Source organism: Pseudomonas fluorescens, assembly GCF_902498195.1.
GTDB lineage: Bacteria > Pseudomonadota > Gammaproteobacteria > Pseudomonadales > Pseudomonadaceae > Aquipseudomonas > Aquipseudomonas fluorescens_BU.
This window is the reverse complement of the sequence record NZ_CABVIY010000006.1, coordinates 160121-178230: the sequence shown is the minus strand read 5'-3', so window position 1 is coordinate 178230 and position 18110 is coordinate 160121. Positions and strand designations below refer to the sequence as shown.

Genomic DNA, 18110 nt, shown 5'->3' with positions numbered 1-18110 from the left:
CAATGCATGAACCTGTCCCGTTATCTGCTACTGATTCTGGCGCCCCTGACATTCAGTGGATTCACATCGCCCGCCTGGTCGCTGCCCGAGGATTGCCGGCTCAACCTGAGCCAGCCCGTGCTCGACTACGGCTTGATGAACCGGGCGATCCGGCCCGATCTCGCACCGGAACGCAACCTCGGCGAGCGTCACACCAACCTGAGCCTGAGCTGCCCACAGCCGATGGACATGAGCCTTTTTTACCGGGCCATGGCCGCGACGGCCGAGCGCTTTCACTTTGCCGAGCGTGGTAGCTATCGAATGCGTATTCACGGTGCCGTGCTCGATGGCCAATCGGTGGATATCGGCCTGATTGCCGGTGTCGGTCAATCGCCCGTCGAAACGGGTTCCAGCCTGATCTGGAGACCCGCGCACGGGGTGGTTCCCGTGGAGGCCGGCGTGCCGCTGCAAGGGCGCCATTTTTCGGCGCAACTTGAGCTGACCGCCTGGGTTCAGGACCAAGGGATGCCGCTGCGTGACACCGTGACCTGGGACGCGTCCGGGATGTTCGACGCCGTGGCTTCCGGCCACACCAAAGAGGCTGTCTTGCGCGCCCGATTCGCACCGGCCGCCTGTAAGCCGGTGCTGTCCAACGGCGGCGTGGTCAACTTTGGCACGCTGACGAAAAACGGCCTCAACCCTGACAAGGGCACCCCCCTGCCATCCCGGTCCCTGGTGCTGAGCATCAGCTGCGATGCGCCCGCTTCGTTCGCCCTGGTCATGCACGACAACCGCGCAGGCACCGCGACGATCAACAGCGAGACTTACTACGGCCTCGGTAGCGACGCCCGCAACAACAAAATCGGCCTGTACTCGCTGAGCATCGACCCGACCGAAGCCCGGGCCGACAGCTTCACTCGTCTCTATCGAACCGACTCCAGCACCGCCGGTGCGGCATGGAGCACGGCCAACAGCAACCCGATCGCCATTGCCCAGAAAAGCTATCTGGGTTTCACCGACACCGCCGGCAGTCATGGAGGTCCGGTTCTGATCCAGAACCTCACCACCACCGTGACCATCAATGCGGTCATCGCCCCCACCCAACGCCTGGACTTGAGCAGTGCCATCCATCTGGATGGCGCGGGGACGATCGAGATTCATTACCTGTAACACCCAACCCGATCCTGTCCAGCCCCGGGTGCAATGAAGCCCCCTGGGCCAGCCAGGACCATAACCAAAACGTGAGTAAAAACATGAAAAAATACTTTGCAGCACTCTCCGCCACCACGCTGATCGGCATTACGCCCTATGCGTTGGCGGCTTCAACCGCTGACCTGACCGTCACGGGCATCATCAGGCCATCAGCCTGCACACCAAGCTTCCCCGGTGGCAGTAATGTCAACTTTGGCGAAATTCGGAAATCGAATCTCAATCAAACAACTTTGACGACGCTGACTCCGCAAACAAAGCAACTGAATGTCACGTGTGAGGCACCGACAAGATTTGCGATGCATGTCATCGACAATCGGCCCGGCACAACGTCCTTCACACATTTCGGTATGGGATTGACCCCTGCGAATGAGAGGCTGGGCCACTTTGTACCGTGGCTTCACAACGTTGTGGCGGACGGCGAAAGCGCGAGATCGATTCTGTCGGTGAATCAGGGAGACACCTGGCAACCCGCACCGCATATAGCTCCAAATCAGTATCTGTCGGTCAGCTCTCTATCTGATACCACCCCCATTGCTGCGGAGAGCGTCTCGATGGATGTGCAGATCAGGGCGTGGATCGCCCGTGCAGACGGTCTGACATTGAACGAAGAGGTTGCTCTCGACGGTTCAATGACGTTTGAAATGAAATACCTCTAAGGCCCTGACGCTGACACCGGCCAGCATTGCCCGAGACCCTGCCTCGGACAAAACTGAGTTCGGTGCCAGCTCGCCTGCCAACTCTACGCGCCACTTCCGGTCTGGACTGTGTACTTGCAGTTCAGACCTTCTCGCTGACCACCTGCACGTACAGCGAACGCCCGGCGCCAAGCCCGGCGACGATCGCACCGAGGCCGATCACCCCGAAAATCCAGCCCACGGCCGTCCAGCCGCCGGTCCAGTCATGCACGATTCCGACCGCGAACGGCCCCATGGAGGCCAGGGTGTAGCCGAAGCCCTGGGCCATGCTCGACAGGTTCGCCGCCACGTGGGAGTCCCGCGAGCGCAGCACGATCAAGGTCAACGCCAGGCTGAAGGTAGCGCCCTGGCCCAGGCCGAGCAGAATCGCCCAGCCCCACAGGCCTTCGATCGGTGCGTAAAGGCAACCGAACAAGCCGCCGAGGGTCATCAGCATCACGATAACGATCGCCGGACGCTGATCCTTGCCGCGTGTGGCCAGCCACGGCGCGGCCAGGGAACTGGCCAGTTGCACGATCACCGAACCCGAAAGCACCAGGCCTGCCTGGGTCGGCGTCAGTCCGCGACCGATGAGGATTGACGGCAACCAGCCAAACACGATGTACGCCAGGGACGATTGCAGCCCCATGTACAAGGTCACTTGCCAGGCCAGCGGGTCGCGCAACAAACCGCGAACTTTGTAGGCGACATTGTGTGCGCCGTGCTTCTGGCCGACCTGTGGCAACCAGAACAGCGCCGCGACCAGCGCCGGAATCACCCAGAAACCAAGGCCCAGCGTCCAGCGTTTGTCGAAGTGTTCGCTCAACGGCACGGTTGCGCCCGCCGCCATCGCCGCGCCCAGGCACAGCGCCATGGTGTAGACGCCAGTCATGGTGCCCGCCTGTTTGGCGAAGTCACGCTTGACGATGCCCGGCAACAACACGCCGATCACACCGATGCTGGCGCCGGCCAGCACACTGCCGGCGAACAGGCCGATTTCGCCGAAGGAACTGCGCAAAATAATCCCGCCCGCCAGGGTCAGCAGTATGCCCAGCACTACCCGCTCGGCGCCGAATCGTCTGGCCAGAACCGGCGCCAATGGCGCAAACAAACCCAGGCACAGCACCGGCAACGTTGTCAGCAGACCGGCCTGGGAGGCGGATAAGCCGAGGCTTTTCGACACATCACTGAGCATCGGCGCCATGCTCGACAGCGCCGGACGCAAGTTGAGCGCCACCAGGATCAAACCCAGCAACAGCAGCCATGGCCGCCGCAGGACGGGGTGACTTTGCTGCACCTGCTCGTCATCGGCTTCGGCATCGATCAGCAGCTCTTCGAGCTCCGCCTTGCGCTTGGTCTGGGTGACCTGAGTGTTGGACATGGTGTTCTCGGTTTCAAGGTTCATTGATCAACTGCCTCGACAGGGCTTTGGCCCGCTCCGGGTCGCGTTGCTCGACGGCATCGAGCAGCTCGATGTGCAGGTCGAAGACTTCCTGGCGGCGCGGGGTGATGTTCAGGCAATGACGCAGCTGTGCGCCGACGACACTGGAGAAGTAGCGATACAGCTCGCTGAGGGTCGGGTTGTGGGCGGCATCCACGAGGCGACGATGGAACACCAGATCACAGGCGATGTAGGTGTCGAGATCACCATGGTAGTGGCTGCCACTGACACCCAGTGCCTCGCGCAACGCCGCCAGGTCTTCATCGGTTCGGCGCAATGCGGCCAGGCCGACCGCCTCCACTTCCAGGATGTGCCGGGTCTCGCGGGCCTGTTCCAGGGAGCAGCGTGACAACACTTTCAGAGTGTCCAGCGGATCGACCACCGCCCGCAGGTAACTGCCGTCACCCTGGCGGATCTCGATCAAGCCGGAAAACGCCAGCACCCGCATGGCTTCGCGCACGGTGTTGCGGCTGATGCCCAGCTCGGCGGACAACTCGGGCTCGGTGGGCAAGCGCTGGCCGACCACCCAGACGCCCTGATTGATGCGCTGGCGCAATTGATCCAGGGCCTGATCGACCAGGGATCGTTTCACTAATGGAGAAATGTCTGACATGAAATTCGCCTTTTCATCCAATCATAGGATGAATTTTCTGACATGTTAGTCAGCATTGGCTTAGAGAGCAACCGTGTCGCTCGTGCAGGAGCTGACGAGTGCAACGAGGCTGCGATCTTTCGATTGTTTAAAAGCAAGATCAAAAGATCGCAGCCTTCGGCAGCTCCTACAGGGGGCAACGGTAAATCGAGGGCAAAAATAAACCCGGAACGAGGTCCGGGTTTATTTCACTGCCAAGCGTCGATCAATGCAGGATCTGGCTCAAGAACAGCTTGGTGCGATCGTTCTGCGGGTGATCGAAGAAGTCATTCGGTGCCGCCTGCTCGACGATTTCGCCCTTGTCCATGAAGATCACGCGGTTGGCCACGGTCCGGGCAAAGCCCATTTCGTGGGTCACGCAGAGCATGGTCATGCCGTCTTCGGCCAGGCCGATCATGGTGTCGAGCACCTCCTTCACCATCTCCGGGTCGAGCGCCGAGGTCGGTTCGTCGAACAGCATGATTTTCGGTTTCATGCACAGCGCACGGGCAATCGCCACACGCTGTTGCTGGCCGCCGGACAGTTGCCCCGGGTACTTGTGCGCCTGCTCCGGAATGCGTACGCGCTCCAGGTAGTGCATGGCGATTTCCTCGGCCTTGCGCTTGGGCATCTTGCGTACCCACATCGGCGCCAGGGTGCAGTTCTGCAGGATGGTCAGGTGCGGGAACAGGTTGAAGTGCTGGAACACCATGCCCACTTCACGGCGGATCGCTTCGATCTGCTTGAGGTCGTTGGTCAGCTCCACGCCGTCGACCACGATGCGACCCTGCTGGTGTTCTTCCAGTCGGTTGAGGCAGCGGATGGTGGTGGATTTGCCGGAACCCGACGGACCGCACAGGACGATACGCTCGCCCTGCTTGACGTTCAGGTTGATGTCTTTCAGCACGTGGAACTGGCCATACCACTTGTTCACGCCCTGCATCTGAATAATGCCTTCAGGGCTCACAGGCTGTTTGATTGCTTCGCTCATCGGAAAACTTCCTAAATAGGTAGCGACTTAGCGCTTGTGGCCTGTGTCCAGCTTGCGTTCCAAATGCATGGAGTAGCGGGACATACCAAAACAGAAAATCCAGAACACCAGGGCGGCGAACACATAGCCTTCGGTGGCCATGCCCAGCCATTTCGGGTCGGCGGCAGCTTGCTTGACGCTGTTGAGCAGGTCGAACAGGCCGATGATGATCACCAGGCTGGTGTCCTTGAACAGGGCGATGAAGGTGTTGACGATGCCGGGGATCACCAGCTTCAGGGCCTGCGGCAAAATCACCAGGCCCATGCTGCGCCAGTAACCCAGACCCATGGCCGCAGCGGCTTCGTACTGACCCTTGGGAATCGCTTGCAGACCGCCGCGCACCACTTCGGCCACGTAGGCCGACTGGAACAGGATCACGCCGATCAGCGCCCGCAGCAGCTTGTCGAAGTTCATGCCTTCGGGCAGGAACAGCGGCAGCATCACCGAGGACATGAACAGCACCGTAATCAACGGCACGCCGCGCCAGAATTCGATGAAGGTCACGCAGACCACACGAATCGCCGGCATGTTCGAACGACGGCCCAGCGCCAGGACAATCCCCAGCGGCAAGGCGCCGGCAATGCCGACGGTGGCGATCACCAGGGTCAGCATCAGGCCGCCCCATTGGCTGGTCGCCACCTGGGTCAGGCCGAACACGCCGCCATGCAACAGGCACCAGGCAATGATCGGGTACAGCACCAGGAAACTCAGGCCATACACCGCTTTACGGTGAAAGCGCGAGATGAACAACGGTGCCACGCCAATGACCGCCAGCCACACGGTCAGGTCCACGCGCCAGCGCAATTCCGGCGGGTAATAACCGTACATGAACTGGCCGAAACGCTGCTGGATGAACACCCAGCAGGCGCCTTCCTTGGTGCAGTCGGCGCGAGTGGTGCCGACCCAGTTGGCGTCGAGGATCGCCCATTGGATGATCGGTGGAACCACCAGGTAAATGAGGTAGAACGCGAACAGGGTCAGCAGGGTGTTGAGCCAGCTGGAGAACATGTTCGCGCGCATCCACGCCACCACGCCGATGCTACTGCTCGGTGGGGGCATGTCGGGTTTGAAAGTATGAGTACTCATGCGCTTTTCCTTACCGCTCGATCAGCGCAATGCGCTTGTTGTACCAGTTCATCAGCAGGGAAATGCTGATACTGATCGCCAGGTACACGCTCATGGTGATCGCAATCACCTCGATCGCCTGGCCGGTCTGGTTGAGTACGGTCCCGGCGAACAACGACACCATCTCCGGGTAGCCGATACCGGCTGCCAGGGAGGAGTTTTTCGCCAGGTTCAGGTATTGGCTGGTCAGCGGTGGAATGATCACGCGCAAGGCTTGCGGGATGATCACCTTGCGCAGGGTCGGACCGTTGCGCAGGCCGAGCGAGTGGGCCGCCTCGGTCTGGCCGTGACTCACCGACTTGATGCCCGAACGCACGATCTCGGCGATGAACGCCGCGGTGTACACGGTCAGCGCCAGGGTCAGCGCCAGCAGTTCCGGGATCAGCACCCAGCCACCGACGAAGTTGAAGCCTTGCAGCTTCGGCATTTCCCAGTGCACAGGCGCGCCGAAGACCAGGGCGCACAGCGCCGGGATCACCAGGAACAACGCCAGGCCGACCCAGAACTTGTGGAAGGGCTCGCCGGTGGCTTCGAAGCGCTTGTTGGCCCAGCGGTTCATCAGCACGATGGCGACGATGGCCACGACCACGCTGGCCACGAACGCCCAGAAACCGTCCGCCACCAGCGCGGCCGGCATGTTCAGGCCACGGCTGCTGACAAAGAAGGTGTCGCCGAAGTTGTGGCTGTTGCGCGGCCCCGGCATGGTCAGGAACACCGCGAAATACCAGAACAGGATCTGCAGCAGCGGCGGGATGTTACGGAAGACCTCTACATACACCGTCGCCAGTTTGGCGATGATCCAGTTCTTCGACAGTCGGGCCACGCCGACGATGAAGCCCAGGATGGTGGCCAGGATCACGCCGATGAAGGTCACCAGCAGGGTGTTGAGCAGGCCGATGACGAACACCCGGGCATAGCTGTCCGATTCGGTGTAGTCGATCAGGTGTTGAGCGATGCCGAAACCGGCACTGCGCTCCAGAAAGTCGAAACCGGAGGTAATGCCCCGGTGTTGAAGGTTGGTCTGCGTGTTATCGAACAGATACCAGCCCATCGAGACCACCGCGACAATGGTGATGATCTGGAAGAGCCACGCACGCACTTTTGGATCGCTGAGGCTGAGCCTCTGCTTTGGTGCGCCGATTGAATTTTGCATGAAGTGCCCCGGAAATAATGGAACAGAACGTCACCCGGCGGTTGGCCCACCGGGTGACAGGACCATCAGCGCACTGGTGGTGCGTATTGAATGCCGCCAGCGTTCCACAAGGCGTTCAGCCCGCGGTCGATTTCCAGCGGAGTGCTCTTGCCGAGGTTTTTCTCGAACACTTCACCGTAGTTGCCGACCTGTTTGACGATCTGCACGACCCAGTCTTTCTTCACTTTCAGGTCTTTGCCGTATTCACCGTCGGTGCCCAGCAGACGCGCGACGTCCGGGTTCTTGGTGGCCTTGGCTTCGGCTTCGACGTTCTTCGAAGTGATGCCTGCCTCTTCAGCGTTGAGCATGGCGTAGCCCACCCAGCGCACGATGGCCAGCCACTCGTCGTCGCCATTACGCACGACCGGGCCCAGTGGCTCCTTGGAAATGGTTTCCGGCAGAACCACGTAGTCCTTCGGCGAAGCCAGCTTGCTGCGCTGGGCGAACAGCTGGGACTTGTCGGAGGTCAGCACGTCGCAACGACCGGATTCCAGCGACTTGGCGCTTTCATCGGAGGTGTCGAAAGTGATCGGGGTGTATTTCAGACCGTTGCCGCGGAAGTAGTCGGAAACGTTCAGTTCGGTGGTGGTACCGGCCTGGATGCAGATGGTTGCACCGTCCAGTTCCTTGGCGCTTTTCACGCCCAGCTTGTTGTTTACCAGGAAGCCGATGCCATCGTAGTAAGTAATGAAGCCCGGGAACTTGAGGCCCATGCCCGCGTCACGAGAGCTGGTCATGGTGGTGTTGCGCGACAGGATGTCGATCTCGCCCGATTGCAGCGCGGTGAAGCGCTCCTTGGCGTTCAACTGACTGAACTTGACCTTGGTCGCATCGCCAAACACGGCGGCGGCCACAGCGCGGCAGTAGTCCGCATCGATACCCACGATCTTGCCGGTCGAATCCGGAACCGAGAAGCCTGGCAGGCCATCGCTTACGCCACACTGCACGAAACCTTTTTTCTGCACGCCATCCAGGGTTGCACCCGCCTGAGCGAACCCGCTGACACCGAGTACTGCGGCTGCAGTCACGATAGCCAGGGTGGATTTCAACATCTTCATTCAAACCTCCAGTTTTGCTCTTGTTGTGTCGGAGCGTGAGTCCTGTCGCACCCTTTTGAGGCGTTGTCGACCCGTGTTGGCTTGTTTTAGGGTCAACCGACGTAGAGACCGTAGCTATGAGTCTAGTAGGAGAAAATCCACATAATGGACACCTCACTTCTCACCAATCGGCCGAACGGGCTGTAGCCCTTTCACGTTCGCGAAGCCCGTAGCGGCCACTGGCGAACATCCATCACCGGATTTTTTGCTATCCCACTGCCAAAAATGGCCTGATAGTGTTACCGACAGATGTGGGATTTTCGTACCAGCTTCCCTATAGCAAAGCCCGTACCACACAGCCTGCTAAAGCGGTTAAGCGACAGGTCAATAGCAAAACTTGTAACCTTGCGACATCTTCGTAACTGATCAACCAGACGCGCCCTCACCCCCCGCACTCAATGGGAGCGCACGCACACATTTGGAGCAGCCATGACCGAGCCCCTGATTCTTGAACCCGTCAAGCCCGCCGACGCCTGCGTCATCTGGCTGCATGGCCTCGGCGCCGATCGCTACGACTTCCTGCCGGTTGCCGAAGCGCTGCAGGAAACATTGCTGACCACCCGCTTCGTCCTGCCCCAGGCGCCGACCTGTGCCGTGACCATCAATGGTGGCTACGAGATGCCAAGCTGGTACGACATTCTGGCCATGAGCCCCGCGCGAGCGATCAACCGCGATCAGCTGGAAGAGTCGGCGCGCAGGATCATGAATTTGATCGACGTGCAGCGAGCCATTGGAATAGACGCCTCGCGGATTTTCCTGGCAGGTTTTTCCCAGGGTGGCGCCGTCGTTTTACACACCGCGTTTGTGAAATGGCAGGGACCCCTGGGTGGCGTAGTTGCCCTCTCGACCTATGCCCCGACGTTCAGCGAAGAGCTTGAATTGTCCGCCAGCCAGCAACGCATTCCGGTGCTGTCATTGCATGGCCAGTACGATGACGTGGTGCAAAACTCCATGGGCCGCACCGCCTACGAGTACTTGAAGCAGCATGGTGTCACCGTGACATGGCAGGAGTACCCAATGGGCCACGAAGTGTTACCCGAGGAAATTCGCGACGTCGGCGCCTGGCTCGCTGAACGTTTGCGCTGAACATTACGGGCGCCTCTTTCTGTTTAAAGGCGCCCATTGATCCATCCCACTACGCCGCGCCCGATTCTTGCATTACACTGCCCGGCACTTAACCAATTTGATGAGATGACCGTGCTCAAAGCACTCAAGAAAATGTTCGGTAAAAGCGAGACTGAGCAACTCGCGCCAGTCCCCAGTGCTCCGTCTCACACCCCCAGCCACCGCGCCGACGGTAGTCAGCCTGGCCGGACCGCTCCTGAAGCGGCCCCGAAACACGAGCCAGCGAGCACGGCGGCCGTCCAGCCTGCGGTGGACACGGCCACCGGGCAGCCGCGCAGCGAAGCGCCCAAACCCGCCAGGCCCCGCCGCGAACCGAAGCCAAAAGCGCCGGTCATCCCGTGGAAACTCGAAGATTTCGTCGTCGAACCCCAGGAAGGCAAAACCCGTTTCCACGATTTCAAACTCGCCCCCGAACTGATGCACGCCATCCAGGACCTGGGCTTTCCGTATTGCACGCCGATCCAGGCGCAGGTGCTGGGCTTCACCCTCGCGGGTAAAGACGCCATCGGCCGCGCCCAGACCGGCACTGGCAAGACCGCGGCATTCCTGATCTCGATCATCACCCAGCTGCTGCAAACCCCGCCGCCGAAAGAGCGCTACATGGGTGAGCCACGGGCGCTGATCATCGCCCCGACCCGCGAGCTGGTGGTGCAGATCGCCAAGGATGCGGCGGACCTGACCAAATACACCGGCCTCAACGTCATGACGTTCGTGGGCGGCATGGACTTCGACAAGCAGCTCAAGCACCTCGAAGCTCGCCACTGCGACATCCTCGTGGCCACGCCTGGCCGCTTGCTGGACTTCAACCAGCGCGGCGACGTGCACCTGGATATGGTCGAAGTCATGGTGCTGGACGAAGCCGACCGGATGCTCGACATGGGATTCATCCCGCAAGTGCGCTCGATCATTCGCCAGACCCCGCCGAAGAACGAGCGCCAGACCCTGCTGTTCTCCGCGACCTTCACCGAAGACGTGATGAACCTGGCCAAGCAATGGACCACCGACCCGTCGATCGTCGAGATCGAATCGCAGAACGTGGCCAGCGAAAACGTCGAACAGCACATCTATGCCGTGGCCGGTGCCGACAAATACAAACTGCTCTACAACCTGGTCAACGACAACGGTTGGGAGCGGGTCATCGTGTTTGCCAACCGCAAGGATGAAGTGCGGCGCATCGAAGAACGCCTGGTGCGCGATGGCATCAACGCCGCGCAGCTGTCCGGCGACGTGCCGCAGCACAAGCGCATCAAGACCCTGGAAGGCTTTCGCGAAGGCAAGATCCGCGTGCTGGTGGCCACCGATGTCGCCGGTCGCGGGATCCACATCGACGGCATCAGCCACGTGATCAACTTCACCCTGCCGGAAGTCCCGGACGACTACGTGCACCGCATCGGCCGTACCGGTCGTGCGGGTGCCGATGGCGTGTCCATCAGTTTTGCCGGGGAAGACGACTCCTACCAGCTACCGTCCATCGAAGCGCTGCTGGGTCGAAAAATCAGCTGTGAAACACCGCCAACGCATCTGCTGCGGGCGATTGAGCGCAAACGTCCGTAAACGGACGCCGTACAGAAAGAGGCGCAGCCGGAAACGGACTGCGCTTTTTTTTCGCCTGGACATTGCTAGACATATCTAAAAGTCCATAATGGACAAATTAGTTTATCTGCCGTTTCCGGAGCCGACGATGTCCAGCACCCCCTACGTGATCTCCCAACCCCAGGCCCGCGAATTACTGGCCCAGGTCGACGTGCCGCAGATCCTGCGCAAACTGTTCCGCGACCTGGCCGCCGGGCAAGCCGTGCAGCCGGCGCAGCAACTGGTGGAATTTCCACAGGGGGCCGGCGACTTCATCAATTACCTGGGCGTGCTGGCCGAAGATGGCGTCTACGGGGTCAAGACCTCGCCGTACATCGTGCGTGAACAAGGGCCGCTGGTCACGGCCTGGACCTTGCTGATGTCGATGCAGACCGGCCAGCCGCTGCTGCTCTGCGATGCCGGCGAACTGACCACCGCACGCACCGCCGCGACCACCGCCGTGGCCGTCGACGCCCTCGCGCCGTTGAACGCCACTCGCCTGGCGATCATTGGCAGCGGCAAGGTGGCCCAGGCGCACCTGCATTACGTGAAAAACCTGCGCGACTGGCAGAGCATCAGCCTGTACTCGCCGAGCCTCAGTGAAGATGCGCAAACCGCGAGCCTGCTGAAAAGCCTCGACCCGCGCCTGAACATCGTCGATACCCGTGAAGCCGCCATGGCTGATGCTGACGTAATCATGCTCTGCACCTCGTCAGCCGGTCCCGTGATCGACCCCGCCCGCCTGGGCAAACCGGCACTGATCACCTCCATCAGCACCAACGCCCCGCGTGCGCACGAAGTGCCGCCGCAGAGCCTCAATGACATGCGGGTGTTCTGCGACTATCGTCTGACCACCCCGGGCTCGGCCGGTGAAATGCTGATCGCCGGCGAGCAGCATGGCTGGGACAACACTGCGATTGTCGGCGACCTGCCGGATCTGCTCAGTGGCCAGGTGCCGCGGCCGGAATACGACCGTCATGTGTTCTTCCGCTCCATCGGCCTGGGCCTGGAAGACATCGCACTGGCCAATGCCCTCTACGCGCTTCAGCCTTGACACTTGACCCTGTGGGAGCGGGCTTGCTCGCGAATACGGTCTGACACTCACCCATGATGTCGACTGACGCACCGCCTTCGCGAGCAAGCCCGCTCCCACATCGGCCCCGTACATTTTCGGTATTTTCGCTTGATCAGGAGACCTTCATGAGCCAGGCAGACTTCATCATCATCGGCGGCGGGATTGCCGGCGCTTCCACCGGTTTCTGGCTGTCGCAGCACGGACGCGTCATCGTCCTCGAACGCGAATCCCATCCGGCCTATCACTCCACCGGACGCTCGGCGGCACTGTTCACCGCCGCCTATGGCACGCCGCAAGTGCGCGCACTGACCCAGGCCAGCCGCGACTTTTTCGACGCCCCGCCCAGCGGTTTCTGCGAACACCCGCTGCTGACCCCGCGCGGCGAGATGACCGTGGACTTCACCGGCGATCCGGCCGAACTGAACAACCAATACCTGAGCGCCAAAGCCACGGTGCCAGAGATGCAATTGCTCAGCGCCGAAGAGGCCTGTACGCGCCTGCCGATCCTGCGTCGGGACAAAGTCCACGGCGCGATCTACGACCCGACCGCCAGCGACATCGACACCGACGCCCTCCACCAGGGCTACCTGCGTGGCATCCGTCGCAACAAAAGCGAAGTGCACACCGATTGCGAAGTGCAGGGCCTGAGCCGTGACGCCGACGGTGTGTGGCAGGTCCGGACCAGCACCGGGACCTTCAGCGCACCGGTCATTATCAACGCCGCCGGCGCCTGGGCCGACAAGATCGGTGAACTGGCGGGCGCCAAACCATTGGGCCTGCAACCCAAGCGTCGCGCGGCGTTCATCTTTGCCGGCCCCGAGGGCGTGGACATCCACCATTGGCCGATGCTGGTCAGCCTCGACGAATCCTTCTACATGAAGCCCGACGCCGGCATGTTCCTCGGCTCGCCGGCCAACGCCGACCCGGTCGAACCTCACGATGTACAGCCCGAAGAGCTGGACATCGCCATGGGCATCTACCAGATCGAAGAAGCCACGACCCTGACCATCCGCCGTCCGACCCGCACCTGGGCCGGCCTGCGCAGTTTCGTCAGCGACGGTGACTTGCTGTCCGGCTTCGATCCACAGGTGCCCGGCCTGTTCTGGGTCGCGGCACAGGGTGGCTACGGCATCCAGACCTCGCCGGCCATGGGCCAGGCCAGCGCCGCCCTGGTCCGCGGTGAAGCCCTGCCCGAGCACCTCGTGCGCTTCGGCTTGAGCGCCGGAATGCTCTCCCCCGCCCGCCTGGGCTGATCAACGCCCCAAGGTGACGTGCCGGCACGATTGCGGCACACTTTCAGCGCCCCGTACGACGGGGCGCTGATGTTTCCCGGAGCCCTACTGTATGAACGCCCCCGAAAAAGACCCGGCCCTGAACGACGCGTCCCTGGATAACTTCCGGGCGATCGCCGATGCCATTGCCACGCTGTTCTTCCCCCACGCCGAAGTGGTGCTGCACGACCTGCGCACGCAAAAGGTCGACTACATCGCCAACAACCTTTCGAAACGGGAAATCGGCGATGATTCAGCGCTCGAAGACATGCTCAGCGACGACGTCAGCGAACGGAATATCGGGCCGTACGAAAAGCTCAACTGGGACGGTCAGAAGATTCGCAGCCTCAGCACCGTGCTGCGCGACAGCGAAGGCCATCCGCTGGGCGTGCTGTGCATCAATCTGAATATTTCGCTGTTCGAGAATGCCAAGGCCGCGCTGGACCTGTTCCTGTCGCCGACCAAACTGATCCCGCAACCGGACTCACTGTTTCGCGATGACTGGCAGGAGCGGATCAACACCTTCCTCCACGCCTGGCTGCGCGAGCGTCAACTGAGCCTGAACCTGCTGACCCGCGATCACAAACGGGAGCTGGTGCTGGCGCTGCATGCCGAAGGGGCGTTCAAGGGTAAAAGCGCGTCGAACTATGTGGCCAACGTGCTGAACATGGGACGGGCGACGGTTTACAAGCATTTGAAGGAATTGAAGGGCTGAAAAGCGAAAGATCGCAGCCTGCGGCAGCTCCTACAGTGGAATGCGTTCCCCTGTAGGAGCTGCCGCAGGCTGCGATCTTTTCTATCAATCGCCGTAGATATCAGACTTGAAGTACTTCTCGGAAATCTTCTGATACTCGCCATTGGCCCGAATGCCATCGATGGCCGTGTTCAACTGGCTGACCAACTCGGTATTGCCCTTGCGCACGGCAATCCCCGCGCCTTCGCCCACGTATTTCGGATCCTTCAACTCAGGCCCGACAAACGCATAGCCTTTGCCGCGAGGCATCGACAGGAAGTCATTGAGCGGGATGGTGTCGGCGAAAATCGCGTCCAGGCGACCGGCCGCCAGGTCCATGTAGATTTCTTCGTTGTTGCCATAACGCTTGACGGTGATGCCCTTGGGCTCGAACACCTCGGTGGCGTAGCGGTCGGTGGTCGTCGCGCGCTGCACGCCGACCGTCTTGCCCTTGAGGCTGGCGTACTGGTCATCCACCACCGCACCTTCCTTCATGACCAGGCGCGAAGAGGTGAAATAATACTTGTGGGTGAAATCCACCGATTTCTTGCGGTCGTCGTTGATGGTCATGGACGACAGCGCCATGTCGATTTTCTTCACCTTCAGGGAAGGAATCAGGCCGTCGAACTCGCCTTCGACCCACACGCACTTGACCTTCATCTCAGCGCACAGCGCATTGCCGATGTCGTAGTCGAAACCGACGATCTCGCCTTTGTCGGTCTTGGAAGCAAAGGGCGGGTAAGCCGCCTCGATCCCGATGCGCAGGGTTTTCTCGGCGGCAAACAGGCTACTGCACGCCAACAGGCTCAGGGCCAGACCGGTGATGAGGGGGAACTTCTTCATATTCGTTCTCTCGCGGGTTGTTGTTGGTTTGGCAAGACAGAAGAAAAAGCAGAAACGGGAAAGGCCTTTTTTGTACTTATAATTCCATATTGGACTTTTACGTATGAACCGTCAATCGGGTGCGCGCATCCGACGGTCGGGAGGCGAATCAGGAAGGTATCGGGTGCTTTTGATGACCCCTTCGCGAGCAAGCCCGCTCCCACCTTTGATCTCTAAACAACGCAGATCAAAGGTGGGAGCGGGCTTGCTCGCGAAGGGGTCTGTCGGGTCGACCAACAAACAACAGGTTATCTACTGCTTCCAGCGATCCGCCGCCGCATGATCGCTGTCCCGCCCTTCGACCCAGCGCGGGCCGTCGGCGGTGTTTTCCTTTTTCCAGAACGGTGCGCGGGTCTTCAGGTAATCCATGACAAAGGCGCAGGCATCGAACGCGGCCTGGCGATGGGCGCTGGCGGTGGCGACGAAGACGATCGGCTCGCCGGGCTCCAGGGCACCGATGCGATGCAGCACTTCCAGCTTGAGCAACGGCCAGCGCTGCTCGGCCTCGGCGGCAATCTTGCCGAGGGCTTTTTCGGTCATGCCCGGATAGTGTTCGAGGAACATCCCGGCCACGTCGAGCCCGTCATTGAAATCGCGCACGTAGCCGACAAAACTCACCACCGCACCGACGCCGACATTGGCCGCGTGCATGGCGTTGACTTCGGCCCCCGGATCGAATGCGCTGGACTGCACACGAATCGCCATGATCAGCCCCCGGTCACGGTTGGAAAAAACGCGACTTCATCGCCATCGCTGACGGGCTCGTCGAGCTGGCAAAGGTCTTCGTTGCGCGCGCACATCAGGTTCTGCTCGCTCAGCACTTCGGCGCCGTCACGCTGAGCGAGCAGCGCCCGCACATCGTCTACGGTGGCGAAGTGGCCTTCGACCTTGACTGAATCCACGCCCAACGCTTCACGATAACGGGCAAAAAACTTCACGGTGACGTTCATGGCTGGTCCGCCTGGAAATGACCGCTCTTGCCACCGACCTTTTCCAGCAGGCGAACGCTTTCAATGGTCATGCCGCGATCCACGGCCTTGCACATGTCATAAATGGTCAGCGCCGCAACGCTGGCGGCGGTCAGGGCTTCCATCTCCACACCGGTTTGCCCGGACAGCTTGCAGCGCGCCACGATGCGCACGCTGTCATCGCCCTCGGCACTGAGCTCGACCTTGACACCCGTGAGCATCAGCGGATGGCACAGCGGAATCAGATCACTGGTTTTCTTCGCCGCCTGGATACCGGCAATGCGCGCCACGGCAAACACGTCACCCTTGGGGTGACCGCCGCTGACGATCATTTGCAGGGTGTCGGGCAACATGCGCACCAGCGCTTGGGCCGTCGCCTCACGGAACGTCACGTCTTTGTCGGTGACGTCGACCATGTTGGCGCGACCTTGGGAATCGAGATGAGTCAGCACGGGATTACTCCTGATCAGGAGCGTCGATTGTAAACCCGAGGGTCAGATTTCCGCACGCGCGATTATCGGGTGGCATCGAACCCTGTGGGAGCGGGCTTGCTCGCGAAGGCGGTGTGTCAGTCAACTCATGTATTGGTTGACAGTCCGCCTTCGCGAGCAAGCCCGCTCCCACATTAGGGTTTGTGTGGGGCATGAAAAACCGGGCGGTTTTGCGGCCGCCCGGTTTGGGTGAAGCGGTTACAGATGCGATTCGGCGTATTCGGCCAGAATCGAGCGCGGCACCCCTTGCAGGGTGATGTGGACGCCGTTGGGGAAGTCCTTGAAGCGTTCGGTCAGGTACGTCAGCCCGGAACTGGTCGCGGACAGGTAAGGGGTGTCGATCTGTGCCAGGTTGCCCAGGCACACCACTTTGGAACCGGCGCCGGCACGGGTGATGATGGTTTTCATCTGGTGCGGCGTCAGGTTCTGGCATTCATCGATCAGGATCAGGCTTTGCTGGAAGCTGCGGCCCCGAATGTAGTTGAGGGATTTGAACTGCAACGGCACCTTGCTGAGGATGTAGTCGACGCTGCCATGGGTGCTTTCGTCATCCATGTGCAAGGCTTCGAGGTTGTCGGTGATGGCGCCCAGCCAGGGCTCCATTTTTTCCGCTTCGGTGCCGGGCAGGAAGCCGATTTCCTGGTCCAGGCCCTGCACGCTGCGGGTGGCGATGATCCGGCGATAGCGCTTGCTGACCATGGTCTGCTCGATGGCCGCCGCCAGGGCCAGGATGGTTTTACCCGAGCCGGCAGCGCCGGACAGGTTGACCAGGTGGATGTCCGGATCGAGCAAGGCGTACAGCGCCAGGCTTTGATAGATATCACGCGGCTTCAGGCCCCAGGCTTCCTGGTGCAGCAGCGGCTCCTGGTGCAGGTCGAGGATCAGCAGCTTGTCTTCCTCGATCTCCTTGATCCAGCCGACAAAGCCCTGTTCATCGATGATGAACTCGTTGATGTGCACCGCCGGCAGGTTGTCGATCAACTGCACCTGATGCCAGGTTCGGCCGTGATCCTGGCGGGTTTCGACCTTGCTCACACGGTCCCAGAAGGAGCCGGTCATGTTGTGGTAGCCATTGGGCAGCAGCGACACGTCGTCGACCAGTTGGTCGGTGCTGTAGTCCTCGGCCGCAATCCCGCACGCCCGGGCCTTGAGGCGCATGTTGATGTCTTTGGTGACTAGCACCACGGCTTTCTTGGGCTCGCGCGCGTGCAGGTCGATCAACTGGTTGATGATGATGTTGTCGTTCAGGTGCTCGGGCAGAATGATGTTCGGCTCGGCGCGCTTGCTCATCAGAATTGACAGCAAACCTTTGGGCCCACTCTTGCCCCGCTGGATCGGCACGCCCTGTTCAACGTCCTCGGGCGAGGCGTCGCCCAGGGTCTTGTCGATCAGGCGAATGGCCTGGCGGCATTCGGCGGCGACGCTGTGATGCCCGCTCTTGAGCTTGTCGAGCTCCTCCAGCACGGTCATCGGGATGGCGACGTGGTGTTCTTCGAAATTGAGCAGTGCGTTTGGATCGTGAATCAGTACGTTGGTATCGAGTACATAAAGGATTGGCTGGTTGGAAGAAGAGCTACGTCCGTGATCATCCATACTCGGTCACCTTTGTCAG

Annotated in this window: 18 protein-coding genes; 7 read left to right on the top strand and 11 right to left on the bottom strand. The window is 60.8% G+C overall.

From position 1 onward, the window contains the following. Window positions 1–6: 6 nt before the first annotated feature. Window positions 7–1149: a DUF1120 domain-containing protein gene (locus F8N66_RS22240; RefSeq protein WP_150772228.1), complete on the top strand. Its 1143-nt coding sequence runs from the start codon at window positions 7–9 to the stop codon at window positions 1147–1149. 83 nt (window positions 1150–1232) lie between these two features. Next, window positions 1233–1847 (top strand): DUF1120 domain-containing protein, encoded by a 615-nt coding sequence (locus F8N66_RS22235; protein WP_150772227.1) that lies wholly within the window; start codon window positions 1233–1235, stop codon window positions 1845–1847. A gap of 121 nt (window positions 1848–1968) precedes the next feature. Here the strand turns inward: F8N66_RS22235 and F8N66_RS22230 are convergent, their stop codons facing one another. The 6 genes from F8N66_RS22230 to F8N66_RS22205 form a co-directional block, all read right to left on the bottom strand. Further along, on the bottom strand, window positions 1969–3270 hold the full coding sequence (locus F8N66_RS22230) for a CynX/NimT family MFS transporter (RefSeq protein WP_150772226.1): 1302 nt from the start codon (window positions 3268–3270) through the stop codon (window positions 1969–1971). Continuing rightward, the gene (locus F8N66_RS22225; RefSeq protein ID WP_150772225.1) at window positions 3260–3919 is read right to left on the bottom strand and encodes a FadR/GntR family transcriptional regulator; all 660 of its coding nucleotides are present in this window, start codon (window positions 3917–3919) and stop codon (window positions 3260–3262) included. Before F8N66_RS22225 ends, F8N66_RS22230 begins: the two co-directional genes overlap by 11 nt. Window positions 3920–4163: 244 nt before the next feature. Then, window positions 4164–4928 (bottom strand): amino acid ABC transporter ATP-binding protein, encoded by a 765-nt coding sequence (locus F8N66_RS22220; protein ID WP_150772224.1) that lies wholly within the window; start codon window positions 4926–4928, stop codon window positions 4164–4166. Window positions 4929–4955: 27 nt separating this feature from the next. Further along, window positions 4956–6053, bottom strand: coding sequence for an amino acid ABC transporter permease (locus tag F8N66_RS22215; protein WP_150772223.1), 1098 nt, complete (start codon window positions 6051–6053; stop codon window positions 4956–4958). A gap of 10 nt (window positions 6054–6063) precedes the next feature. Continuing rightward, window positions 6064–7245, bottom strand: coding sequence for an amino acid ABC transporter permease (locus tag F8N66_RS22210; RefSeq protein ID WP_150772222.1), 1182 nt, complete (start codon window positions 7243–7245; stop codon window positions 6064–6066). A 65-nt stretch (window positions 7246–7310) separates the two neighbouring features. Then, a complete protein-coding gene (locus F8N66_RS22205) occupies window positions 7311–8342 on the bottom strand; it encodes an amino acid ABC transporter substrate-binding protein (RefSeq protein ID WP_150772221.1) in 1032 nt (343 codons plus the stop codon). 468 nt (window positions 8343–8810) lie between these two features. Between F8N66_RS22205 and F8N66_RS22200 the strand changes: the two genes are divergently transcribed. The 5 genes from F8N66_RS22200 (at window position 8811) to F8N66_RS22180 (ending at window position 14139) form a co-directional block, all read left to right on the top strand. Beyond that, on the top strand, window positions 8811–9467 hold the full coding sequence (locus F8N66_RS22200) for an alpha/beta hydrolase (protein ID WP_150772220.1): 657 nt from the start codon (window positions 8811–8813) through the stop codon (window positions 9465–9467). Between the two features lie 105 nt (window positions 9468–9572). Then, on the top strand, window positions 9573–11060 hold the full coding sequence (rhlB, locus tag F8N66_RS22195; RefSeq protein ID WP_150772219.1) for an ATP-dependent RNA helicase RhlB: 1488 nt from the start codon (window positions 9573–9575) through the stop codon (window positions 11058–11060). A 127-nt stretch (window positions 11061–11187) separates the two neighbouring features. Next, a complete protein-coding gene (locus F8N66_RS22190; RefSeq protein ID WP_150772218.1) occupies window positions 11188–12132 on the top strand; it encodes an ornithine cyclodeaminase family protein in 945 nt (314 codons plus the stop codon). A gap of 146 nt (window positions 12133–12278) precedes the next feature. After that, complete coding sequence (locus F8N66_RS22185) at window positions 12279–13406, top strand: NAD(P)/FAD-dependent oxidoreductase (protein ID WP_150772217.1); 1128 nt, start codon at window positions 12279–12281, stop codon at window positions 13404–13406. 91 nt (window positions 13407–13497) lie between these two features. Continuing rightward, entirely contained in the window at window positions 13498–14139 is a 642-nt protein-coding gene (locus F8N66_RS22180) for a transcriptional regulator (RefSeq protein WP_150772216.1), read from the top strand. Between the two features lie 84 nt (window positions 14140–14223). Here F8N66_RS22180 and F8N66_RS22175 read toward each other — a convergent pair whose 3' ends face one another. From F8N66_RS22175 to F8N66_RS22150, 5 genes are all read right to left on the bottom strand, one after another. After that, window positions 14224–15000: an ABC transporter substrate-binding protein gene (locus F8N66_RS22175; protein WP_150772215.1), complete on the bottom strand. Its 777-nt coding sequence runs from the start codon at window positions 14998–15000 to the stop codon at window positions 14224–14226. A 291-nt stretch (window positions 15001–15291) separates the two neighbouring features. After that, on the bottom strand, window positions 15292–15744 hold the full coding sequence (moaE, locus tag F8N66_RS22170; protein ID WP_150772214.1) for a molybdopterin synthase catalytic subunit MoaE: 453 nt from the start codon (window positions 15742–15744) through the stop codon (window positions 15292–15294). 2 nt (window positions 15745–15746) lie between these two features. Further along, the gene (moaD, locus tag F8N66_RS22165) at window positions 15747–15989 is read right to left on the bottom strand and encodes a molybdopterin converting factor subunit 1 (protein WP_150772213.1); all 243 of its coding nucleotides are present in this window, start codon (window positions 15987–15989) and stop codon (window positions 15747–15749) included. Further along, window positions 15986–16459 (bottom strand): cyclic pyranopterin monophosphate synthase MoaC, encoded by a 474-nt coding sequence (moaC, locus tag F8N66_RS22160; RefSeq protein ID WP_150772212.1) that lies wholly within the window; start codon window positions 16457–16459, stop codon window positions 15986–15988. The genes moaD and moaC overlap by 4 nt, the downstream gene beginning before the upstream one ends. Before the next feature lie 237 nt (window positions 16460–16696). Next, complete coding sequence (locus F8N66_RS22150) at window positions 16697–18091, bottom strand: PhoH family protein (RefSeq protein ID WP_150772211.1); 1395 nt, start codon at window positions 18089–18091, stop codon at window positions 16697–16699. Between the last annotated feature and the right edge of the window lie 19 nt (window positions 18092–18110).

Excerpts from the sequence above, each read along its gene's own strand:
- F8N66_RS22240 (WP_150772228.1), top strand. The coding sequence starts at position 7 with ATGAACCTGTCCCGTTATCTGCTACTGATTCTGGCGCCCCTGACATTC.
- F8N66_RS22235 (WP_150772227.1), top strand. The coding sequence starts at position 1,233 with ATGAAAAAATACTTTGCAGCACTCTCCGCCACCACGCTGATCGGCATT.
- F8N66_RS22230 (WP_150772226.1), bottom strand. The coding sequence starts at position 3,270 with ATGAACCTTGAAACCGAGAACACCATGTCCAACACTCAGGTCACCCAG.
- F8N66_RS22225 (WP_150772225.1), bottom strand. The coding sequence starts at position 3,919 with ATGTCAGACATTTCTCCATTAGTGAAACGATCCCTGGTCGATCAGGCC.
- F8N66_RS22220 (WP_150772224.1), bottom strand. The coding sequence starts at position 4,928 with ATGAGCGAAGCAATCAAACAGCCTGTGAGCCCTGAAGGCATTATTCAG.
- F8N66_RS22215 (WP_150772223.1), bottom strand. The coding sequence starts at position 6,053 with ATGAGTACTCATACTTTCAAACCCGACATGCCCCCACCGAGCAGTAGC.
- F8N66_RS22210 (WP_150772222.1), bottom strand. The coding sequence starts at position 7,245 with ATGCAAAATTCAATCGGCGCACCAAAGCAGAGGCTCAGCCTCAGCGAT.
- F8N66_RS22205 (WP_150772221.1), bottom strand. The coding sequence starts at position 8,342 with ATGAAGATGTTGAAATCCACCCTGGCTATCGTGACTGCAGCCGCAGTA.
- F8N66_RS22200 (WP_150772220.1), top strand. The coding sequence starts at position 8,811 with ATGACCGAGCCCCTGATTCTTGAACCCGTCAAGCCCGCCGACGCCTGC.
- rhlB (WP_150772219.1), top strand. The coding sequence starts at position 9,573 with ATGACCGTGCTCAAAGCACTCAAGAAAATGTTCGGTAAAAGCGAGACT.
- F8N66_RS22190 (WP_150772218.1), top strand. The coding sequence starts at position 11,188 with ATGTCCAGCACCCCCTACGTGATCTCCCAACCCCAGGCCCGCGAATTA.
- F8N66_RS22185 (WP_150772217.1), top strand. The coding sequence starts at position 12,279 with ATGAGCCAGGCAGACTTCATCATCATCGGCGGCGGGATTGCCGGCGCT.
- F8N66_RS22180 (WP_150772216.1), top strand. The coding sequence starts at position 13,498 with ATGAACGCCCCCGAAAAAGACCCGGCCCTGAACGACGCGTCCCTGGAT.
- F8N66_RS22175 (WP_150772215.1), bottom strand. The coding sequence starts at position 15,000 with ATGAAGAAGTTCCCCCTCATCACCGGTCTGGCCCTGAGCCTGTTGGCG.
- moaE (WP_150772214.1), bottom strand. The coding sequence starts at position 15,744 with ATGGCGATTCGTGTGCAGTCCAGCGCATTCGATCCGGGGGCCGAAGTC.
- moaD (WP_150772213.1), bottom strand. The coding sequence starts at position 15,989 with ATGAACGTCACCGTGAAGTTTTTTGCCCGTTATCGTGAAGCGTTGGGC.
- F8N66_RS22150 (WP_150772211.1), bottom strand. The coding sequence starts at position 18,091 with ATGGATGATCACGGACGTAGCTCTTCTTCCAACCAGCCAATCCTTTAT.